Origin of the sequence: Zoogloea sp., assembly GCF_028689785.1 — a bacterium.
Classification (GTDB): Bacteria; Pseudomonadota; Gammaproteobacteria; order Burkholderiales; family Rhodocyclaceae; genus Zoogloea.
The window spans coordinates 1-20,418 of sequence record NZ_JAQVCN010000058.1 but is presented as its reverse complement, the minus strand read 5'-3'; the positions used below and the strand labels follow the sequence as shown (position 1 = coordinate 20,418).

At 65.7% G+C, this 20,418-nt stretch carries 17 protein-coding genes; 10 read left to right on the top strand and 7 right to left on the bottom strand.

Translation table 11 applies throughout. The features are described 5' to 3' along the window. On the bottom strand, positions 1-993 hold the full coding sequence (gene pstC / locus PHI64_RS18925; RefSeq protein WP_299886254.1) for a phosphate ABC transporter permease PstC: 993 nt from the start codon (positions 991-993) through the stop codon (positions 1-3). Positions 994-1,077: 84 nt separating this feature from the next. Further along, on the bottom strand, positions 1,078-2,118 hold the full coding sequence (pstS, locus tag PHI64_RS18920; protein WP_299886252.1) for a phosphate ABC transporter substrate-binding protein PstS: 1,041 nt from the start codon (positions 2,116-2,118) through the stop codon (positions 1,078-1,080). Positions 2,119-2,436: 318 nt separating this feature from the next. Here pstS and PHI64_RS18915 point away from each other — a divergent pair, with 318 nt between their 5' ends. Continuing rightward, positions 2,437-4,614 (top strand): PhoX family phosphatase, encoded by a 2,178-nt coding sequence (locus tag PHI64_RS18915; protein ID WP_299886249.1) that lies wholly within the window; start codon positions 2,437-2,439, stop codon positions 4,612-4,614. A gap of 470 nt (positions 4,615-5,084) precedes the next feature. Here PHI64_RS18915 and PHI64_RS18910 read toward each other — a convergent pair whose 3' ends face one another. Then, positions 5,085-6,248 carry a porin gene (locus tag PHI64_RS18910; protein WP_299886245.1) on the bottom strand — a complete coding sequence of 388 codons (1,164 nt, stop codon included), beginning with the start codon at positions 6,246-6,248 and terminating at the stop codon, positions 5,085-5,087. Between the two features lie 422 nt (positions 6,249-6,670). Here PHI64_RS18910 and PHI64_RS18905 point away from each other — a divergent pair, with 422 nt between their 5' ends. After that, a complete protein-coding gene (locus tag PHI64_RS18905; RefSeq protein ID WP_299886241.1) occupies positions 6,671-8,050 on the top strand; it encodes a malonyl-CoA decarboxylase in 1,380 nt (459 codons plus the stop codon). A gap of 37 nt (positions 8,051-8,087) precedes the next feature. On the opposite strand, the gene PHI64_RS18900 is transcribed toward PHI64_RS18905, so the two are convergent. Then, the gene (locus tag PHI64_RS18900; protein ID WP_299886238.1) at positions 8,088-8,774 is read right to left on the bottom strand and encodes a DUF3334 family protein; all 687 of its coding nucleotides are present in this window, start codon (positions 8,772-8,774) and stop codon (positions 8,088-8,090) included. A gap of 189 nt (positions 8,775-8,963) precedes the next feature. Here PHI64_RS18900 and PHI64_RS18895 point away from each other — a divergent pair, with 189 nt between their 5' ends. Genes PHI64_RS18895 through PHI64_RS18885 form a run of 3 tightly spaced genes read left to right on the top strand, consistent with a single transcriptional unit; the run spans position 8,964 to position 12,762 of the window. After that, positions 8,964-9,899: a TRAP transporter TatT component family protein gene (locus tag PHI64_RS18895; RefSeq protein WP_299886235.1), complete on the top strand. Its 936-nt coding sequence runs from the start codon at positions 8,964-8,966 to the stop codon at positions 9,897-9,899. Between the two features lie 32 nt (positions 9,900-9,931). Then, entirely contained in the window at positions 9,932-10,945 is a 1,014-nt protein-coding gene (dctP, locus tag PHI64_RS18890) for a TRAP transporter substrate-binding protein DctP (RefSeq protein WP_299886232.1), read from the top strand. Between the two features lie 8 nt (positions 10,946-10,953). Then, positions 10,954-12,762 (top strand): TRAP transporter large permease subunit, encoded by a 1,809-nt coding sequence (locus PHI64_RS18885; protein WP_299886229.1) that lies wholly within the window; start codon positions 10,954-10,956, stop codon positions 12,760-12,762. A 52-nt stretch (positions 12,763-12,814) separates the two neighbouring features. Here the strand turns inward: PHI64_RS18885 and PHI64_RS18880 are convergent, their stop codons facing one another. Further along, positions 12,815-15,547, bottom strand: a complete 2,733-nt coding sequence (locus PHI64_RS18880) for a PAS domain S-box protein (protein ID WP_299886226.1) — start codon at positions 15,545-15,547, stop codon at positions 12,815-12,817. A 163-nt stretch (positions 15,548-15,710) separates the two neighbouring features. Here PHI64_RS18880 and PHI64_RS18875 point away from each other — a divergent pair, with 163 nt between their 5' ends. The 5 genes from PHI64_RS18875 to arsA are packed head-to-tail and all read left to right on the top strand — an operon-like array spanning position 15,711 to position 19,786. Beyond that, on the top strand, positions 15,711-16,148 hold the full coding sequence (locus PHI64_RS18875; RefSeq protein WP_299886223.1) for a metalloregulator ArsR/SmtB family transcription factor: 438 nt from the start codon (positions 15,711-15,713) through the stop codon (positions 16,146-16,148). Further along, positions 16,145-16,561, top strand: coding sequence for an arsenate reductase ArsC (locus PHI64_RS18870; RefSeq protein ID WP_299886220.1), 417 nt, complete (start codon positions 16,145-16,147; stop codon positions 16,559-16,561). The genes PHI64_RS18875 and PHI64_RS18870 overlap by 4 nt, the downstream gene beginning before the upstream one ends. 9 nt (positions 16,562-16,570) lie before the next feature. Further along, entirely contained in the window at positions 16,571-17,647 is a 1,077-nt protein-coding gene (gene arsB / locus PHI64_RS18865) for an ACR3 family arsenite efflux transporter (protein WP_299886217.1), read from the top strand. A 10-nt stretch (positions 17,648-17,657) separates the two neighbouring features. Next, complete coding sequence (gene arsD / locus PHI64_RS18860) at positions 17,658-18,023, top strand: arsenite efflux transporter metallochaperone ArsD (protein ID WP_299886214.1); 366 nt, start codon at positions 17,658-17,660, stop codon at positions 18,021-18,023. Positions 18,024-18,034: 11 nt separating this feature from the next. Next, on the top strand, positions 18,035-19,786 hold the full coding sequence (arsA, locus tag PHI64_RS18855; RefSeq protein ID WP_299886211.1) for an arsenical pump-driving ATPase: 1,752 nt from the start codon (positions 18,035-18,037) through the stop codon (positions 19,784-19,786). Between the two features lie 26 nt (positions 19,787-19,812). On the opposite strand, the gene moaE is transcribed toward arsA, so the two are convergent. Next, the gene (gene moaE / locus PHI64_RS18850; RefSeq protein WP_299886207.1) at positions 19,813-20,274 is read right to left on the bottom strand and encodes a molybdopterin synthase catalytic subunit MoaE; all 462 of its coding nucleotides are present in this window, start codon (positions 20,272-20,274) and stop codon (positions 19,813-19,815) included. A gap of 2 nt (positions 20,275-20,276) precedes the next feature. Next, positions 20,277-20,418 (bottom strand): MoaD/ThiS family protein (locus PHI64_RS18845; RefSeq protein ID WP_299886280.1); only part of this gene is annotated, 142 nt, incomplete at its 5' end.

Genomic DNA, 20,418 nt, shown 5'->3' with positions numbered 1-20,418 from the left:
TCAGCGTCCTTCGTTGGCGGACAGGCGGAGCAGCAGGAGCTTGGAGAGCACCAGCACGATCAGCGTGATGACAAACAGGATCAGGCCCAGCTCCATCAGCGAGGCGGTGTGCAGACCGCGCTCGGCCTCCGCAAACTCGTTGGCCAGGGCCGAGGTGATGCTGTTACCGGGCGCGAACAGCGACGCCGTAGACAGGAAGTTGGTGTTGCCGATGACGAAGGTGACCGCCATGGTCTCCCCCAGCGCACGGCCGAGGCCGAGCATGATGCCGCCCACCACGCCGTTCTTGGTATAGGGCAGCACGACACGCCACATCACTTCCCAGGTGGTACAGCCCAGACCGTAGGCCGATTCCTTGAGCATCGCCGGAGTGACTTCGAACACGTCACGCATCACCGACGCGATGTAAGGGATGATCATGACCGCCAGGATGACACCAGCGCACAACAGGCCGATGCCCAGGGACGGGCCGGAGAACAGTTGGCCAATGAAGGGGAGCTTGCCCAGCGTGGCTGCCAGAAGCGGCTGAATGTACTCGGCGAAGATCGGAGCGAAGACCAGAAGGCCCCACATGCCGAAGACGATGGACGGCACCGCGGCCAGCAGTTCGACCGCCGTACCCAGGGGACGGCGCAGCCACAGAGGCGAGAGTTCGGTCAGGAACAGGGCGATGCCGAAGCTGACCGGCACGGCGATCACCAGGGCGATGATGGAAGTCACCAGGGTGCCGTAGATCGGAATGAGGGCTCCGAACTGCTCAGCGGGGGGATTCCACTCGCTGGAAAACAGGAAGGCCGGCCCGAAAGCCTTCAGGCTCGGCATGGATTCGATCGTCAACGCCACGATGATCCCAGCCAGCAGGATCAGGGCCAGCAGCGCGAACAACATGGACAGGCCACCGAAGATCCTCGAACCCATCTGATTCACCGGCTTGCGTACCGGCGGAGCGGTATCAATGGGCCGGCTATTCATGTCTATGACCTCAGTGTTCATGAAATATGATCCGTAGATTTGAAGACAAGGCCGGAGAGTCTCCTCTGCCGGCCTTCTCGTTACATCAGACTGCGAAAGCCGTTCTTACTTGGCGGAGAAGACAGCCTTGCCGGAAGCGTCCTTCAGGTTGCCCCAGGAAGCACGGATCAGCTTGACGGTGGCTTCGGGCAGGGGAACGTAGTCGAGATCAGTGGCCAGCTTGCCGCCGTTCTTGTAGGCCCAGTCGAAGAACTGGAGCGCTTCGGCGCCCTGGACGGGCTTGTCCTGGGTCTTGTGCATCAGCACAAAGGTGGCACCGGTGATGGGCCAGCTGTCCTTGCCCGGCTTGTCGGTCAGGATTTCGTAGAAGGCGTTCTTGCTCCAGTCGGCGCCAGCGGCGGCGGCCTTGAAGTTCTCATCGTCGGGCAGCACGAAATGGCCGTCCTTGTTCTTCAGGGAAGCGAAGGTCAGCTTGTTCTGCTTGGCGTAGGCGTATTCCACGTAGCCGATGGCGCCCGGCAGCTTCTGCACGAAGGCGGACACGCCCTCGTTGCCCTTGCCGCCCAGGCCCAGCGGCCACTGCACGGCAGCGCCTTCCTTGACCTTCTCCTTCCACTCGCTGCTCACCTTGGACAGGTAGTTGGTGAAGATGAAAGTGGTGCCGGAGCCATCAGCGCGACGGACCACGCCGATGTCGTTGCCCGGCAGGTTCAGGCCAGGATTGAGGGCAACCAGGGCCGGGTCATTCCACTTGGTGATCTTGCCCAGATAGATGTTGGCCAGCAGTTCGCCAGTCAGCTTCAGTTGGCCCGGCTTGACGCCCGGAACGTTCACCACGGGGACCACGCCACCAATCACGGTCGGAAATTGCTGCAGGCCGTCCTTCTCGAGCTGCTCGGGGGACAGGGGCATGTCGGAGGCGCCAAAATCAACGGTCTTGGCAGTGATCTGCTTGATGCCGCCGCTGGAGCCGATGGACTGGTAATTCACCTTGTGGCCGGTCGCCTTGTGGTAAGCATCAGCCCACTTGGAGTAGATCGGGGCCGGGAAAGAGGCACCCGCGCCAGTGATGTCAGCAGCAAAGGCGGAAGACGCCAGCGCAGCACCGGCAGTAACGAGAAGCGAGCGGGACACGGCTTTCAGCATGAAACTCTCCTGAGGCTTTTGGGAAATCGAAACTCTGTCAGTCGGGATCGCCATGACCGGACGATCCACAACCCTTGATGTCAGCACCGAAGATTAGCGACCCAATGTGACGATACTGTGACAAGTCATCTTACGGTTGCAAACTCTACTGCAGCGCAGCAACTCCGCCACGCCCAGCGGCCACATGGTGTATGCCCCACCAGCATGTCAGCCCGATGACGCTTTGCAAAAGGGCCCTCTGCCGCAATCCTGTCATCAAGCCTTCATCTGTATTCAAGACCATAGCCGGCTGATCAGCCCTCAACCAGGAGAAACTTCATGCCGACGCTTTCCGGCCAGCCCCTTCAAACCTCCCCGATGAACGACGGTGACAACACCAATCCGTCCAACAACACTCACATCCAGGACATCATCGACGTTCGTCTGAGCCGCCGGGGCGTCCTCAAGGGTGGCATCGCCGCCTCCACCACGGCCCTGTTCAGCGGCCTCGGCCTGAGCGCCTGTGGAGGCAGCAGCAACAACCGGAATGACAGCCCCAGCCTGAGCTTCGACGCCGTAGCCAAGAACCTCAAGGACGTCGTCACCGTACCTGCCGGTTACGAGATCAGCATCCTCCACGCCCTGGGCGACCCGCTCACCACCACCGACGCTGCCTGGGCCGACAACGGCAGCGAGAGCGCCGACTCCTACAATCGCCGTATCGGCGACGGCCACGACGGCATGCACTACTTCGGTCTGTCCGACGCTGGCGCCTTCGATGCCAGCCGCTCCGACCGGGGCATCCTGTGCGTCAACCACGAGTACGTGGTCGGCCCCTACGCTCTGCACAGCAACGGCCGCACCGCCGGCGCCACCCGCTCCGCCACCGAGGTGGAGAAGGAGATCTACGCCCACGGCGTGAGCGTCGCCGAGATCCGCCGCGGCAGCTCCGGCACCGCCATGAGCATGGTCCGCGGCTCCACCTACAACCGCCGCGTTACTTCCGCCACCCCCATGGTCTTCGCCGGCCCGGCCCGGGGCAACGCCCTGCTGCAGACCAAGTACTCGACCGACGGCACCACCACCCGTGGCACCAACAACAACTGCGGAAACGGCTACACCCCCTGGGGCACCTACCTGACCTGTGAAGAGAACTTCACCAACGTCATCAGCCGTGCCGCCGGCGACAACGCCCTGCGCAGCGCCAAGGAAGTGACCGCCCTCAACCGCTACGGCATGACCCAGGGCCGCAACAGCCCCTACCTGTGGGACACCGCCGGCAGCGACGACCTGTTCGTGCGCTGGAGCGCCTCCGTGACCGGAGCCAACGCCACCGAGGACTACCGCAACGTATTCAACACCTTTGGCTGGATCGTCGAGATCGACCCCTTCAACCCCAACTCCACCCCGGTCAAGTACACCGGCCTGGGCCGCTTTGCCCACGAAGGCTGCTGGCCCTGCAAGGCCGTGGCCGGCAAGCCGGTGGTGTTCTACATGGGCGACGACTCCCGCAACGAATACATCTACAAGTTTGTCTCCAAGGCCCTTTGGGACGCAGCCGACGTAGGCAAGGGCCACACCGCCGGCGCCAAGTACATGAGCGAAGGCACCCTCTACGTGGCCAAGTTCAACAGTGACGGCTCCGGCACCTGGGTCGAACTGACCCACGGCAAGAACGGCCTCACCGCCAGCAGCACCACCTATCCGTTCGCCGATCAGGCCGATGTGCTGGTCAATGCCCGCCTCGCCGGCGACGTGGTCGGTGCCACCAAGATGGACCGTCCCGAGTGGGGTGCAGTGAACCCGATCAACGGCGAGGTCTACATGACCCTCACCAACAACAGCAACCGGGTCTCCCCTACCGCCACCCCCACCGGCAGCCAACTCAAGCCCGACACCGCCAACCCGCGCTACTACGAAGACATCAAGGGCGGCACCACCTCCCAGAAGGGCAACCCCAACGGCCACATCATCCGCTGGCGCGAAGCCGGTGGTGACCCCGCGGCCACCACCTTCGCCTGGGACATCTACCTCTTCGGCGCCGAAGCCGGTGCTGCGGCCGACGTCAATCTGTCCGCCCTGACCGCCGTGAATGACTTCTCCAGCCCCGACGGCCTGTGGTTCGACCAGAACGGCCTGCTGTGGATCGAAACCGATGACGGCGCCTACACCGACGTGACCAACTGCATGCTGCTGGCCGCCGTTCCCGGCAAAGTGGGTGATGGCTCCGCCGCCATTGCCGCTGGCGGCACCCCCACCATCAAGGGCGCCAACGCCACCGAAGCCACTGTACGCCGCTTCCTGGTCGGCCCCAAGCAGTGCGAAATCACTGGCGTCGCCATGACCCCCGACCGCAAGACGATGTTCATCAACGTCCAGCACCCGGGTGAAGACGGCAGCCTGAGTTCCCCCACCAGCGCCTGGCCCACCAGCCAGACAGACGCCACCTCCACCAAGCGCCCGCGCTCGGCCACCGTCGTCATCACCCGCACGAACGGCGGCGAAATCGCCGTCTGATCCCCGGCAGCAGTAGTTTCATCCTCAGCCATCCCTTTAGCCCTCCACCTCACGGTGGGGGGCCTTCTTTTGTTTACCCCTGCCCCGCGGAAACCCCACTCGTGGAGTCGAGTTCATTAGCTATGTCCGCGTTAAGTATGTAATCACTATTCCTGGCAGACCCGCCGGGCTTGGAGAGCCTTGGCTGTCGGAGGGAGGCGCTTTACACACCTTGCGCGAACATTGCAGGTTCATTCCATTCGACCTTCTGGCACTTGAGCCCTTGCTGACCGGCTTTCCGGTGTTTAGCGTGGCATGGGCCGGGGACTCGCCCCCGGCGGGCGACCGGGGTCAATGAAATCGACCCCACGAGGATGCCACGCTACAGGCAGCACCCTTTCAGTTGGGGGCAAATTCACTCAACCATTCCGTCGACTCAAAAAAAGGCGGGCACCCGAAGGTGCCCGCCGTTCCAGCCGGGTTAAACCCGATCAGAAGGTGTGGCGCAGGCCGAAAGACAGGCCTTGGACAGTACCGCCAGTGGCGTTGGCACCGCCCGGCAGGGTGCCGGTGTTGATGCCGCTAGCGTTGATGCCGAAGTCGTAGCGGGCGCGGGAGTCGTTGTTGACCATGGCCCAGGTGGCCTTGAGCATGGTGCGCTTGGACAGGCTGTGCTCGACGCCCAGTTCGAACAGCTTGGCGCCGGTGTCGTCGGAGCTGGAACCGTTGGTCTTCAGGTCACGGGCAACGTACACCTGGCCCAGCAGCTTGGAGGCCGGGGTCACGTTGAAGGTGGCGCCAACGCCATAGACGGCCTGGGTGACCTTGTTGCCACCAAAATTGTCGGCACGGGCCAGGTCGAACACGGCGCGCACGGAGGCCATGCCGAAGTTGTAGCTGCCGCCCACGCGCAGGTCGCTGATCTTCAGATCGGCGGCATTGCCGACGGACACGGCGTTGTAGGTCACGGCAGCCATGGCCGGGCCGTTGGCGTACTTCACGCCCACGTCGTAGCCCGTGGTGTTGGCAGCGGCCAGGCCGTGCAGGGACTTGTTCTCGTTGGCCACGTAGGCAACGGTGGCGTTCAGGCCGCCGAAGCTCGGGGAGACGTAGGCGATGGCGTTCTTCCAGCGGTTGTCGAAGATCGACGCGCAGGTGGCGTTACGGGCGCAGGTGGTGCCGCCGGCGTAATTGCCGCTGGTGTCGGTGGCGCCGATCAGGTTGTTGCCCAGCTTGCCCAGCAGCGCCGTGTTGGCGCCGATGCCGGTGGCGCCGGCATTCACGTCCAGGGCGGTGCCCAGGGCGCGGGTCGGGCCGGTCAGGGTGCCCAGCACCACGGTACCGAAGCTGCCGGCCAGGCCGACGTAGCTGTCACGGGTGGCGCCCAGGGAGCCGGCGTTGTCGAAACCCACGGAGCTCTCGAACTGGAACACGGCGGTCAGGCCGTTGCCCAGGCTCTCGGCACCCTTGAAGCCCAGCAGGGAGGAGTTGGTGGAGACGCGGGTGGTGTTGCCCAGCTCGTTGTTGGCGTCACCGGCAATCTTGACGATGTCGAAGGAGGCATCAGCCACGCCATAGACGGTGACATTGGCCTGGGCGAAAGCGCCCGTGGAAGCCAGGCCGGCGACAGCCAGGGCGATCATTTTCTTTTGCATCTTTGACTCCTAGTGATTGAGGACTGGCGCGGCCCCTGTAGCGGGGTGACCAGGTTCACCTTTTTGAACCGCTCGCCGGGTGATTCCTCACCCCTGACGGGGGAAGAACACCGGCGCCGGTTCAGGCAGCCCGGAACCTACAGAGAGCAGGTTTCAAGCGCGTTGCACTGTTGTGACAGCGCAACTCCCCAAAACACCATCAAAAAGCCGCCAATCCCGCGGCAGAAAAGGGATTCACGACATATCGACAAGCCTGGCGCAAACATCACGAACGCAAAGCTGTTGCGCAGAAACAACAAAAAATCTCCCTCTTCGACACACCCGACGTCACACCTCGTCACACTGAGTGTGATCCCCGACATCTCCTTCCGGCGCCGGGATCTTTATGATCTCGGCTTGAACCCAGTCGAGGAGTCCGCCCCATGTCCGCCACCGATCTGCTTGCCCGCAGCCTGTCCAAAATGCGCGCCCTTGTTGCCTCGGGCAACTCCCGCCCGCGGGAAGCCTCCGAGCGGGACATCGAGCGCCTGCGCCAGCAGCTCCAGGAATGTGCCGAGAGCCGCGGCGGCGAGGTGTCCACCCGCCAGCGCGCCGCACGCCTGGCCGAGGCCTACCTGCGCCTCAACGACAACGGCCGGCGGCGCTTTCTGCTGATGATTGCCCTGGAGTTCGGGCCCGACCCGGCCCGGGTGGCCAAGGCCCACGAGGCCTACCAGGCCGCCGTGGGCAGCGCCGGCCAGTGGGACGCGGAAGCCCGCCTGCGCGGCGCCATGCGCTCCCGCCGGCTGCGCATCCTGACCCAGTTCAACGCCATCCCCCAGGGGGTCAAGTTCCTGGTGGACCTGCGCGCCGATCTGCTCCGCTACCTGCCCGACGAGCCCCTGCTCAAGCCCCTCGACCGGGAGCTGGAAAACCGCCTGACGGCCTGGTTCGACGTGGGCTTCCTGGAGCTCCAGCGCATCACCTGGCAATCGCCGGCCGCGCTCCTGGAAAAGCTGGTCCAGTACGAGGCGGTGCACGAGATCCGCTCCTGGGACGACCTGAAGAACCGCCTCGACTCCGACCGCCGCTGCTACGCCTTCTTCCACCCGCGCATGCCGCTCGAACCGCTGATCTTCGTGCAGGTGGCGCTGGTGGACGCCCTCGCCGACGACGTGCAGAAGCTGCTCGACATCAACGCCCCGCTGGCCGACGCCAACCGCGCCACCACGGCCATCTTCTATTCCATCAGCGCCACCCAGGAGGGCCTGCGCGGGGTGTCCTTCGGCAACTTCCTGCTCAAGCGGGTGGTGGAAGACCTGCAGCGGGATTTCCCCAAGCTCAAGACCTTCTCCACCCTGTCGCCGATTCCCGGCCTGATGTCCTGGGTGCGGCGCAATCCGGCCGAAGCCGCCGGCGTGTTCAGTGATGCCGACCGCAAGCGCCTGCTCGCGGCAGGCATCGAAGACAACGTAGAGAGCGTATGGACGCGCCTGTCCGGCGATGGCAGCTGGGCCGAAGAGAAAGGCCTGGCCCGGGCCCTGCGTGACCCGCTGCTGCGCCTCGCCGCCCACTACCTGCTCAACGCCCGGCGCGACGGCAAACCTGTTGACCCGGTGGCGCGCTTCCACCTGGGCAACGGCGCCCGGGTCGAGCGCCTCAACTGGCTGGCCGACACCTCCACCAAGGGCTTCAGCCAGTCCCTGGGGATCATGGTGAACTACCTCTACGACCCGGACCGGATCGAGAACAACGTGGAAGCCTTCAGCGCCGAAGGCCAGGTGGACGCCGCCGCCGCAGTGCGCCGCATGGCCCGCCCCTGAGCCTCGCCGAGGTCGGGCGGCAGTCCACCTGCCGCCCTCACATGCCGAGGGACTTGAGGAGATCGTCCGTATCGTTGTCGGCAGCCGCAGGTGGCGGCGTCTCGGCCTGCCCCTGGCCGGCCTGGTCGAAGAGCGCGTCGGTGTCCTGCGCCTCCTGGGCGTCGAAGTCGTAGAGCTTGATGAACTCGGTACGGTCCACCGCCAGCTCCAGGTAAAAGATGTTGCCGCCACCGGTATAGAAGGTCACCCGGCGGGCTTCTGGCTGATCCAGGTGGGTGTCCACACTCAGCATCACCTGCTTGTTCAGCACCAGCATCTTGGGCTGGTTCTGGGTGATGTGGGTCTGCAGCTCGTGGCGCACCTTGCCGGTAAAGTCACCGACGATCTGGTTCATCAGCTCGCCCATCACATTGCCCACCTCGTCCGAGGTGTGGCTGCTCGCCAGATCCTCCTGTGCCATGCCCATGCTGCGCATGTAGCGCTCATACAGCTCCATGGCCGCAAGGGACGAGAAGTTGATGATCACCAGGCCGGAGAAGCCCCCGTCGAACAGCACGAAGCAGCCGATGTCGGGCTTCAGGCAAGTCTTGGTGATGCGCTGGACCATGGCGGAATAGTGGATCTGGCTCCCGGAAGCCTTGGTCAGAACCTTGCTCACCGAGTTGCACAGGCTGGTCAGCAGGTCTTCGGTACCGAATACGACGGGGTTTTCTGGTGTGCTCATGGTGCGGTGACGGGTCCGTTGAGAAGTCGGTTGGCGTATCGATACCGGTTGACGGCCCGGCGCCGGCCGGCTTGAGCGCCGATCGCACGCGGGGATGCCGGGCGCCGTCACCGGGCCGCAACATTCGGCGGCTATCTTCCGCGCCATCCCGACCTCTCCCGCGCTCCGGCCGCGGGGCATGCCCCTGCCATGGCACCCAGCATTCTCCCCCGCTTCGCCCCCTGCACCGTCCGTCCTCAACCCTCCACCCTCGCCCGCACCCTGGTCCTTCCGCTGCTGGCCCTCAGCCTGTGCGCCTGTACCCCGCGCCAGCTGGTGCTCGGCGAAATGGCCGACAGCCTGGCGGGCCAGGGCCAGTCCGCCGAGGACGACCCCGAGCTAGCCCGGGAGGCCGCCGCCTTCTACCTCAAGCTGTCCGAGTCTGTGCTGCGCGAACAGCCCGGGCACCTGCCCCTGGCCGGCGCCGTGGCCGGCGGCTTCACCCAGTACGCCTACGCCTTCGTGGCCTTCGACGCCGATCGCCTGGAGGCCACCGATGCCCGGGCCGCCGCCCGCCTGCGCAGCCGGGCGGCGGGCCTCTACCGCCGGGGCCGGGACCACGCCCTTGCCGCCCTGGAAACCAGCCGGCCGGGCCTGCGCCGCCAGCTTGACGGCCAGCAGGCGCTTGCGCCGCTGGCGCCGCAACAGCGCCCCCTCGCCTACTGGGCCGCGGCAGCCTGGGGCGGGCTGATATCCCTCTCCAAGGACGACCCCGACACCGTCGCCGACCTGCCCAGCGCCCTGCGCCTGGCCCAACTCGCCTGGGACAGCGACCCGACCTACGGCGACGGCACCCTGGCCAGCCTGATGGGCAGCTTTGAAGCGGCGCGCCCGGGCGGCAGCCCCCAGCGTGCCGAAGCCTACTTCGACGAGGCCCTGCGCCTGGGCGCCGGACGCAACGCCGGCGCCTTCGTGGCCAAGGCCGAAGGCCACGCCCAGCCAGCCGGCGACAAGGCCGCCTTCCTGACCCTGCTGCAGCAGGCCCTGGCCGTCCGCGAGCCCGCCGGTAGCCCCCTGAGCCTTTCCAACACCCTCATGCGCCGCCGGGCCGAATGGCTGATCGGCACCGCAGACGACCTGTTCTGATCCCCTGCCCCCCAATCTTCCGGACCTCCTCCATGTTCAAACCCGGCCGCCTCGCCGCCCTCGCCCTCGGTCTGATCCTCGCCCTCCCGGCCGCCCCGGCCCTCGCCGCACCCCAGTTGCGCATCGGCACCCTGGCCCCCAAGAACTCCCTCTACCACCGCCAGCTGATGGAGGTGGGCGAAGCCTGGCGCGCCAGCCAGGGCGAAGGCGCCAAGTACGTGATCTACCCGGACGGCAGCCAGGGCGGCGAAACCGACATGGCCCGACGCATGCGCATCGGCCAGCTGCAGGGCGCCCTGCTGTCGGTGGTGGGGCTGCGCGAGATCGAGCCGACCATCGCCGCCCTGCAGGCCATGCCCCTGCTCTTCCGCAACTGGGAAGAGGTGGACTACGTGCGCGAGAAGATGCGCCCGGCCATGGAAAAGAAGTTCCTCGACAAGGGTTTCGTGGTACTGGCCTGGGGCGATGCGGGCTGGGTGCGCTTCTTCTCCAAGGAGGCCGCGGTGCGCCCGGACGACTACAAGAAGATGAAGTTCTTCGCCTGGGCTGGTGAGAACGAGCAGCAGGAGATCATGAAGAGCATGGGCTACACCCCGGTACCCCTGGAGACCAGCGACATCCTGCCCTCCATCCAGACCGGCATGATCAATGCCGTGCCAGCCACCCCCTATTTCGCCCTGGCCAGCCAGGTCTACAACACCGCGCCCCATATGCTCGACATCAACTGGGCACCCATCGTCGGCGCCCTGGTGGTGACGAAAAAGAGCTGGGACGAAATGAGCCCCGCTGCCCAGAACGCCCTGCGTGAAGCCGGCGCCAAGGCCGGCCTGCAGATGCGCACCCGTGCCCGCCAGGAAGTGGACGAGGCCGTAACCGCCATGAAGAAGCGCGGCCTGCAGGTACACACCCCCACCCCAGAGCAGATGCAGGAATGGAACGCCCTGGCCGACAAGCTCTACCCGCGCATCCGCGGTCACATGGTGCCGGCCGAAACCTTCGACGAAGTCTTCGCCCTGCTCAAGGCCTACCGGGCCGGCAAGCGCTGAGCCCCGCCATGCGCCGCTTTCCGGCTCTCGACGAAGCCATCGCCTCCACGGCGCTGGCGCTGATGACCCTCATCCCCCTGATCGAGATCGCCCTGCGCCCCCTGCACGGCAAGGGCATCGCAAATGCGGCCCTGCTGGTGCAGCACCTGGGCCTCGCCGTGGCCATGTTCGGCGCGGTGCTGGCCGAACGGGGCGGCCACTTGAGCACCCTGGGCAACGGTCTGGCCGGCGCGCGCAGCCTCTGGTTGAAGCACGCCGCCGGGCTCATCGCCAACGGCGGCGCGGCCCTGCTCACCGGCATGCTCGGCGCCGCCAGCTGGACCTTTGTGGCCAGCGAGATGGAAGGCGGGCGTGAGCTGGCCTACGGCATCCCGGTGTGGGCCGTGCAGGCCCTGATGCCGGTCGGCTTCGTGATCCTCGGCATCCGCCTGGGCAGCCGCTGCGCACCGCGCCACGTGGCCCGCCTGCTGCTGGGCTTGGCCCTGGCCAGCACGGGTTTCGCGCTGGCCCTGCGCTTCGACGGCACCGCCCTGCCCCTGGCCCCCTTCGCCCTCGGTCTGGTGCTGGTGCTGCTGGCCGGAGCGCCGATCTTCGCCATCCTCGGCGGCCTGGCTCTGGCCCTGTTCTGGGCGGAAGGCCAGCCCCTGGCCTCGGTGCCCCTCAGCCACTACCAGATCACCGTCAATCCGTCCCTACCCGCCCTACCCCTGTTCACCCTGGCCGGGCTGGTGTTTGCCCGCAGCGGCGCCGCCGGCCGCCTCGGCACCCTATTTACCGCCAGCTTCGGTGGCGGCCCCACCGGCACGGTGATCGCGGCGGCCCTGCTGTGCTCCTTCTTCACCGCCTTCACCGGCGGCAGCGGCGTCACCATCCTGGCCCTCGGCGGCCTGCTGCTGCCCCTGCTCAAGGACGCCGGCTTTCCCGAGCGCAAGGGCATCAGCCTGGTCACCAGCGCCAGCGCCCTGGGCGTGCTGCTGGCGCCCTCGGTGCCGCTGATCATGTACGCCATCATCGCCCGGGTGCCCATCCACAGCATGTTCCTGGCGGGCATCCTGCCGGCACTGGTGATGGTGGCCTTCCTGTTGGTGGTGGGCGGCTATCTGCGCCCTGCCCGCGCAACCCCCGGTGCCCCCGAACTGCCCCGCGCCAACCTGCGCCAGGCCCGGGCCGCAGCCTGGGCAGCCCGCTGGGAGATCCTGGCCCCGGTGCTGGCCATCGGCTCGCTGATCAGCGGCCTGGCCACGCCCACCGAGAGCGCCGCCCTCACCGCGGCCTACGCCATCCTCACCCAGGCCGTCGCCCACCGGGAACTCGACTGGCCCCTGCTGCGCCGCTGCCTGGCCGACTGCGCGCAGGTAATCGGCGGCGTGATGGTGATCCTGGGCATGGCTCTGGGCCTCACCAACTACCTGGTGGATGCCGGCATCCCCGACGCCGCGGTGGAGTGGGTTCAGGCGGCGCTGCCCAACAAGTTCGCCTTTCTGGTGGCTCTCAACGCCTTCCTGTTCCTGGCCGGCGCCCTGATGGAGATCTACGCCGCCATCGTCGTGCTGGTCCCCCTGCTACTGCCGGTGGCCCTGAGCTACGGCATAGACCCGGTGCACTTCGGGGTGATCTTCCTGGCAGTGATGGAGATGGGCTTTCTCTGCCCTCCGGCAGGCATGAACATCTTCTTCGCCTCGGCCATGTTCGGCCGGCCGGTAAAGGAGATCGCCATCTCGGTACTGCCTGCCCTGCTGGCGATCTTCCTCGGGGCCCTCAGCATCTCGTGGCTGCCCTGGCTGGCCACGGGGCTACCTGGGCTATTCGGCGGATAGGGTCAAACACACCCGTCCAGGCCTTGCGCCGTAGCGGGCCGCGGAAAGTCCATCAGGCCCTGTTCAGCCATTTCAGCATGGTCTCGAACAGCCGCTCCGGCTCCACGGGTTTGCTGAGAAAATCATTCATCCCGGCGGCCAGGCAGGCCTTGCGGTCTTCGTCGAAGACATTGGCGGTCATGGCCAGGATGGGCGTGTCACGGCACAAGGAATTGGCACGGATGCCCAATGCGGATTCAACGCCGTTCATCTGCGGCATCTGCATGTCCATCAGGATCAACGCATAGGTGCGCTCGCGGGCCATGTTCAGAGCCTGCAGGCCATCCTCGGCCACCTCCACACGGATACCCAGGTCTTCGAGCAAGGACAAGGCTACCTCCCGGTTGATGGGCTCGTCCTCGGCCAGCAGGATGCGCGCATTGGCATGGTCGCGCTGGATCTGCCGTTCAGCCGAAGCGAACTCAAGCACCGGGGATTCACAGGGGGCTTGCCGGTTTCTCGCCAGGCACACGGTGAACCAGAAGGTGCTGCCTCGTCCAAGGCTGCTGTCGACCCCGATTTCACCCCCCATCAGCTTGACCAGGCGCTTGCTGATGGCCAGGCCCAGCCCCGTACCTCCGTAACGACGGGTCATCGAGTTGTCAGCCTGCTCGAAGGCATTGAACAAGCGGGTCTGGGCAACGGGGTCGATGCCAATGCCCGAGTCGCTCACCTCGATTCGGACCCTGACGGCATCCGGGGTCTCATCGTCAATGCGTGCCCGCACGGTAACGCCGCCCCGCTCGGTGAACTTGATGGCATTGCCGGCAAGATTTATCAGGATCTGGGAGAGGCGCAGCGGATCGCCGTGCAAAGGCAGGCGAGCCAGTTCCTCGACCACTTCCACATTGAGGAAGAGGCCCTTCTCGGCGACCTTCTGAGCAAACACGCTGACCAGTTTGTCCAGCAGGCTGCCCAGTTCCAGGGGCATCTCTTCAAGGCGCAGGTGCTCGGCTTCGATCTTGGAAATGTCGAGGATGTCATTGAGCACGGCGAGCAGGTGGTCGGCGGCCTGGCGGGCTTTGTCCAGATGGTCGAGACCCGCGGCATCCTCCATGCGCCGCGTGGCCAGGGCCAGCATGCCGATAATGCCGCTCATGGGAGTCCGCAGCTCGTGGCTCATGTTGGCGAGGAAGGTACTCTTGGAGCGGCTCGCCGCCTCGGCGGCCTCCTTGGCCAGCGACAGGTCGGCAGTACGCTCAAGGACCAGCTGCTCCAGGTGATGGCGATACTGGGCAAGCTCCCACTCGGCATGCTTGCGCTCGGTAAGGTCGATGTCCAGGCAGTACATTTCGGGCCCGTGAGCACCGGCCTGCAGCACGTGACTCGAATACACCGTGACTGGCGAGCCATCCTTGCGCTGCAGAGTCAGCTCCCCCGGCGGAATGGCAGGCCCCCCGGCCGCCCAGGCGCGGATCTCGGTGATCACGGCCCCGCGCGTGGCCTCCGGGATGATCAGATCTTCCAGGCGCTGCCCCATGGCCTCCTCCCTGGTATAGCCGTAGAGCAGCTCACTGGCCTGGTTCCAGAAGATCACGCGGCGCTCAAGGTCATAGCCCTGCACGGCGATATTGAGGGTGTTCTCGAACAGGGAACGGAAGCGTTGCTCGCTGTCGCGCAGGGCCTGCTCCTGGCGCAGCGTCTCGGTGATGTCCAGGCTCAAGCCCATCAACGCCTCGGGAGCACCGGCCTGGTCTCGCTTGACCACCTTGAGCACACGCAGGTCATGCACCTTGCCATCCACAAACGGCAGACGCTGAACCGTTTCACTGATGCCGTCGCTGGCCAGGGCCCTGGCATCCGAATCCAGGCACTGCTGGAAGAAGGGGGCGGGAATCAACCCGGCGTAATGAGGTACGCTGAGGAAGACGGCCTCCGGTATACCCATGGCCGCACAGAAGGCCTTGTTGACGAAGCGCATCCGGCCTCGCCCGTCCTGAAGCCAGATGCCGATCGGGGCGTTGTCGAGAATCAGCTGGAGGCGCTGCCTTTCCTCCTCCAGCGCGGCTTCGGCCTGCCGCTGCGCGGTGATATCCCGGGCGATGCCGTAGAGGCCGATGATCTCGCCCTGCGCGTTGCGGATCGGGTACTTGCGGTTATCAACCCACCCCAGGCGGCCGTCCCGGGTCTGGTAGGCCTGGATCTCCCGCACTGACGCAGCACCGGCAAACACGTCTTTTTCAAGGCGGTAATAGATGTCGGCGTAGGCCTCCGGAAACACATCGTAATCAGTCAGCCCCAGCAGATCCGTCCGCTGGGGCGGCGGTGTGCACAGGGCCAGCAGCGACTGACTTGCCCCGGTGAAGACGTGATTGCGGTCCTTGAAGTAGATGAAGTCATCCGCGTTCTCCAGCATGGCTGCCAATGACCCGCTGCTGGATGCTCGCTCCATGGTCCTGGGGAGCGCCCGGGCATCATGGAGGACGAGGTCGAGCAACACCTCATCTCCATCCCGATGCGTACCATGGTCGGCCCTGACACATATGATCCGTCCATCCGCGCACCTTACCCGCAGATGGCAGGAGCCGCGCCATGGCACCGACACCGGGGCGAACAGCTGAGTGGCCAGATCGGCATCGCCCGGGTGAATCCTGTCCGTAAGGGCCACGGAGGCGTCGAGCCAGGCCTCGGGGCGAAAGCCCAGCAAGGCCATCACACAGGGATCAACCCTCAGGAGGCGCGGTGCATCAGCCAGCACATAGCAAAATGCGACACCCGGCGACGAATGGGAAGTATCGGCAGTCATGAATCTCGCTCATGGGGCCCTCCATATCCGCCCCCAGACCGAGCCCTCCACTTCGTGCATATGGCTAACACTATATTCCCGTTCCTCCAGTGAGGGTTTGACGCACCACATAACGAAACTGTGCGCTACGGCACAACCTTGCTCAGCAATCCGGCATCGCCTCATGTGCCCCGCCCGCATCTGTCACACAAAGTTCATCCACACCGCCAATTATTTCGATAATATTCGAATTATGGAAACCTTAAATGCTACCGAACTCCTCGCCGCCCTCGGACACGAGTCCCGTCTCACCATTTTCCGCCTGCTGGTCGAAGCAGGCCCGGAAGGCATGAACGTTAGTGCCATCGCAGAAAAGCTGGGCATTCCCGGAGCCACGCTGTCCTTCCACCTCGCCCACCTGAGCCGCGTCGGCCTCATCAAGGGCGAACGCGAGAGCCGCTTCATCCGCTACTCGGCAGAGTACGAAACGATGGATGAGCTGATTGCCTTCCTGACCAGCAACTGTTGCCACGGCAACGCCTGCCTACCCAAGACGGCCAGTTGCGACACAACGGCCAAACGCCGTGCCAAAGCCTCCACTCCAGAAGGAAACGCGCCATGAGCGACCGCATCTTCAATGTCCTCGTCCTCTGCACCGGCAACTCATGCCGCTCCCAGATGGGCGAAGCCATCCTCAACCATGATCTGGCGGGCCTGGTGCGGGGTATTTCCGCCGGCACGGAGCCCCAGCCCAAGGTGGCAGACGGGGCCATCGAGGCCTTGAAGCTGGCCGGCCTGCCGACTGCAGGCTTGCACCCCAAGACGGTGGAAGACGTGCTGGACCAGGACATCGACCTGGTGGTCAGCGTCTGCGACAACGCCAGGGAAACCTGCCCCATCTTCCCCAAGCCGGTGAAGCGCATCCATGTGGGTTTCCACGACCCCCACGGTGAGCCGCTGGAGAGCTTCCTGGCAGTCCGCGACGACATCCGCGCCCGTCTGGTGCCTGCCGTCCGTGAAGCCCTTGGCCTGTGAGGAGTTGCAATGTCTGCCGTTCAATGTGAAGTGAATGCCAGGGCCGCCGCGGGGGCGCCGATGAGCGTCTTCGAGCGCTACCTGAGCGTGTGGGTGTTTCTGTGCATCGTCATCGGCATCGCCGCCGGCCAGCTGGCGCCGGGCCTGTTCCAGTCCATCGGCCGCATGGAGGTGGCCCAGGTCAATCTGCCGGTGGGTCTGCTCATCTGGGTGATGATCATCCCGATGCTGGTGAAGGTGGATTTTGGCGCCCTGCATGAGGTCAGGCAGCATGCCCGGGGTATCGGCGTGACCCTGTTCGTGAACTGGCTGGTCAAGCCCTTCTCGATGGCCTTCCTGGGCTGGCTGTTCGTGCGCAACCTGTTTGCGCCGATGCTGCCCGCCGACCAGCTCGACAGCTACATCGCGGGCCTCATCCTGTTGGCGGCGGCACCGTGCACGGCGATGGTGTTTGTGTGGAGCCGCCTGTCCGACGGCGACCCGCTGTTCACCCTGTCGCAGGTGGCCCTGAACGACACGATCATGGTATTTGCCTTTGCCCCGCTGGTTGCCTTCCTGCTGGGCATCTCGGCCATCAGCGTGCCCTGGGATACGCTGCTGACCTCGGTCGCCCTCTACATCGTGATCCCGGTCGTGCTGGCCCAGCTGTGGCGCAAGGCGCTGCTGGCCAAGGGGCTGGCGGCCTTCGATGCCGCCATGGCGAAGATCGGCCCGTGGTCCATCACCGCACTGCTGGCCACCCTGGTGCTGCTCTTCGCCTTCCAGGGCGAGGCCATCATCAGGCAGCCGCTGGTCATTGCCCTGCTTGCCGTACCCATCCTCATCCAGGTGTTCTTCAACTCGGCGCTGGCCTACTGGCTGAACAAGGTGGTGGGCGAAAAGCACAGCATCGCCTGCCCGTCGGCACTCATCGGCGCCTCGAACTTCTTCGAGCTGGCGGTGGCCGCCGCCATCAGCCTGTTCGGTTTTGAATCCGGCGCGGCGCTGGCGACGGTAGTCGGCGTGCTGATCGAGGTGCCGGTGATGCTGCTGGTAGTTAAGGTGGTCAATGCATCCCGGGGCTGGTACGAAGCCCAAAACACGTAAGGAGAAGATCATGAAGAAACTCGAAGTATTCGACCCTGCCATGTGCTGCTCCACGGGTGTCTGCGGCGTGGATGTTGACCCGGTGCTGGCCCAGTTCGCGGCCGACCTGAAGTGGGCCGAGGAGCACGGTGTTGCCGTTGAACGCCACAACCTTGGCCAGGCGCCCCAGGCCTTCGCCGCCAATCCGGCGGTGCTGAAGGAAATGGAAGCCGGCATGGACCGTCTGCCCATCCTCGCGCTTGACGGCCACATCATCTCCACCGGCATGTACCCGTCCCGCGCCCAACTGGCCCACAAGCTGGGCATCACGCTCACCACCGCCGAGAAACCCCGCATCAAGGCCGGCGGCTGCGGCTGCAAGCCGGGCACCTGCTGAAGGAGATGATGATGGGGCTCCCCGACTCCCGGACACGCTACCTGTTCTTTACCGGCAAGGGCGGCGTCGGCAAGACATCGCTGTCCTGCGCCACCGGCCTGGCGATGGCCGACGCCGGCAGAAAGGTGCTCATCGTCAGCACCGACCCGGCGTCGAACCTGGACGAGGTGCTGGGCGTGGGCCTCAGCCAGACGCCGACCGCCATTCCGGGTGCGCCGGGTCTGTTCGCCCTGAACATCGACCCCGAAGCCGCGGCGCATGCCTACCGGGAGCGCATGGTTGCGCCCTATCGCGGCATCCTGCCTGCCGCCGCCATCCACAGCATGGAGGAACAGTTCTCGGGCGCCTGCACCGTCGAGATCGCGGCCTTCGACGAATTCTCCAAGCTGCTCGGCGATCCGGCGGCGACGGCGGATTTCGACCATGTGATCTTCGACACCGCCCCCACCGGGCATACGCTGCGCCTGCTGACCCTACCCTCGGCGTGGACCGAGTTCATCACCTCGTCGACCGGCGGCGCCTCATGCCTGGGGCCTCTGGCGGGCCTGGAGAAGCAGAAGACGCTGTATGCGGCCACCGTGGCACGTCTCTCCAATGCCGACGAGACGACAGTCATCCTCGTCAGCCGGCCAGAGGCGGCCGCACTGCGTGAAGCCAACCGGACCCGGGGTGAGCTTGCCGAACTGGGCATCACAAACCAGATGCTGGCCATCAACGGCCTCTTCAGCACCGATCGTCAGGGCGACGCCATCGCGCTGGCCATGTCGCAGCGGGCAAGCGCAGCCCTGGCCGGGATGCCGGCCGGGCTCGCTGGCTTGCCTGGCACGACGATTCCCTTCCTGCCCCGCGGGACGGTCGGCCTCGACGCGCTGCGTCTGATGGCACACCCGGAGACCGCGGAGGTACCGGCGGCACCCGGCACTGCCAGCACACCGCTGCCGCCGGGGCTGGCCGGGTTGGTCGACGAATTTGCCCGCAGCGGGCACGGCGTGATCATGACCATGGGCAAGGGCGGTGTCGGCAAGACGACGGTCGCCGCGGCAATCGCGGTCGCCCTGGCCAGGCAAGGCCGGAAAGTGGTGCTGTCCACGACCGATCCGGCCTCCCACGTGGCCAACACCATCGACGGCAACATCCCCGGCCTGACGGTCACCCGCATCGACCCCGCCCGGGAAGTTGCCCAATACACCCGGGAGGTGCTGGAGAAGGCCGATACGCAGCTGGACGCCAGCGGTCGTGCCATGCTGGAAGAAGATCTGCGCTCCCCGTGCACCGAGGAAATTGCGGTCTTCCGGGCTTTCGCCCGCACCGTGGATGAAGGCAGGGACGGCTTCGTGGTGCTGGACACGGCACCGACCGGCCACACCATCCTGCTACTGGATGCCGCCGAGGCCTACCACCGGGAAGTCATGCGGGCGCAGGGCGACATGCCCGAGTTTGTCCGCCAGTTGCTGCCACGCCTGCGTGACCCGGACTACACCCGGGTGGTGATTGTGACCCTGCCCGAAGCTACGCCGGTGCATGAAGCGGAGCGCCTGCAGGGCGATCTGGGCAGGGCCGGCATCACGCCCTGCGCCTGGGTCATCAATCAGTCCCTGCTTGCCAGCGGCACCCGCGATCCGCTGCTGGCCCAGCGAGGGGAGTACGAGATACCGTTCATCCGTCGTGTGGCAGACGGCTTGTCGCAGCACTGTGCCTTGATCCCCTGGCTGGCTGAAGCCCCCTCCGGTGAGGCCGGTCTGCTGCGGATCGTGCGGAGCTGAGCGAGTGGGAGGAAGACCGCCGGGCGCTAGTCCGCCCAGCGGGCCGCGGCCGAATCATCGGCCTCACGGGCATCCACCCAGCGCCCACCCTCCGGGGTGTCTTCCTTCTTCCAGAACGGCGCGCGGGTCTTGAGGTAGTCCATGATGAACTCGCAGGCGGCAAAGGCATCGCCCCGATGGGCACTGGCGACACCCACAAAGACGATGCGCTCGCCGGGCAGCAGGCGACCGAAGCGGTGGATCACACGAACGCTCTGGAGCGCCCAGCGCCCTCTGGCCTCCGTGAGGATGGCCTCAAGGGATTTTTCCGTCATGCCAGGGTAGTGTTCGAGGGTCATCGCCGACACCTCGCTCCCGACCCCACTCAGCTTGTCGGCCCGCACCAGGCCGACAAAGGTGGCCACCGCCCCCACGTCCAGGCGCCCGGCGGACAAAGCCGCCGTCTCGGCCCCCACATCGAAATCGGCTTCCTGAACGCTGACACCCATCTTCAACCTCCGGTCACGGGGGGGAAAAACGCAATCTCGTCCCGATCGGCAAGCGCCGACTCGGGCCCAACCATCTCCTGGTTGATCGCTGCCCGCACATTGCGCCCCTCGCCGAGGGCCTCCCAGGCGCCGCCACGCCGCGCC

What these genes read in the sequence shown, in the direction of transcription:
- pstC (WP_299886254.1), bottom strand. Translation starts at nt 993, where the DNA reads ATGAACACTGAGGTCATAGACATGAATAGCCGGCCCATTGATACCGCT.
- pstS (WP_299886252.1), bottom strand. Translation starts at nt 2,118, where the DNA reads ATGCTGAAAGCCGTGTCCCGCTCGCTTCTCGTTACTGCCGGTGCTGCG.
- PHI64_RS18915 (WP_299886249.1), top strand. Translation starts at nt 2,437, where the DNA reads ATGCCGACGCTTTCCGGCCAGCCCCTTCAAACCTCCCCGATGAACGAC.
- PHI64_RS18910 (WP_299886245.1), bottom strand. Translation starts at nt 6,248, where the DNA reads ATGCAAAAGAAAATGATCGCCCTGGCTGTCGCCGGCCTGGCTTCCACG.
- PHI64_RS18905 (WP_299886241.1), top strand. Translation starts at nt 6,671, where the DNA reads ATGTCCGCCACCGATCTGCTTGCCCGCAGCCTGTCCAAAATGCGCGCC.
- PHI64_RS18900 (WP_299886238.1), bottom strand. Translation starts at nt 8,774, where the DNA reads ATGAGCACACCAGAAAACCCCGTCGTATTCGGTACCGAAGACCTGCTG.
- PHI64_RS18895 (WP_299886235.1), top strand. Translation starts at nt 8,964, where the DNA reads ATGGCACCCAGCATTCTCCCCCGCTTCGCCCCCTGCACCGTCCGTCCT.
- dctP (WP_299886232.1), top strand. Translation starts at nt 9,932, where the DNA reads ATGTTCAAACCCGGCCGCCTCGCCGCCCTCGCCCTCGGTCTGATCCTC.
- PHI64_RS18885 (WP_299886229.1), top strand. Translation starts at nt 10,954, where the DNA reads ATGCGCCGCTTTCCGGCTCTCGACGAAGCCATCGCCTCCACGGCGCTG.
- PHI64_RS18880 (WP_299886226.1), bottom strand. Translation starts at nt 15,547, where the DNA reads ATGACTGCCGATACTTCCCATTCGTCGCCGGGTGTCGCATTTTGCTAT.
- PHI64_RS18875 (WP_299886223.1), top strand. Translation starts at nt 15,711, where the DNA reads ATGTGCCCCGCCCGCATCTGTCACACAAAGTTCATCCACACCGCCAAT.
- PHI64_RS18870 (WP_299886220.1), top strand. Translation starts at nt 16,145, where the DNA reads ATGAGCGACCGCATCTTCAATGTCCTCGTCCTCTGCACCGGCAACTCA.
- arsB (WP_299886217.1), top strand. Translation starts at nt 16,571, where the DNA reads ATGTCTGCCGTTCAATGTGAAGTGAATGCCAGGGCCGCCGCGGGGGCG.
- arsD (WP_299886214.1), top strand. Translation starts at nt 17,658, where the DNA reads ATGAAGAAACTCGAAGTATTCGACCCTGCCATGTGCTGCTCCACGGGT.
- arsA (WP_299886211.1), top strand. Translation starts at nt 18,035, where the DNA reads ATGGGGCTCCCCGACTCCCGGACACGCTACCTGTTCTTTACCGGCAAG.
- moaE (WP_299886207.1), bottom strand. Translation starts at nt 20,274, where the DNA reads ATGGGTGTCAGCGTTCAGGAAGCCGATTTCGATGTGGGGGCCGAGACG.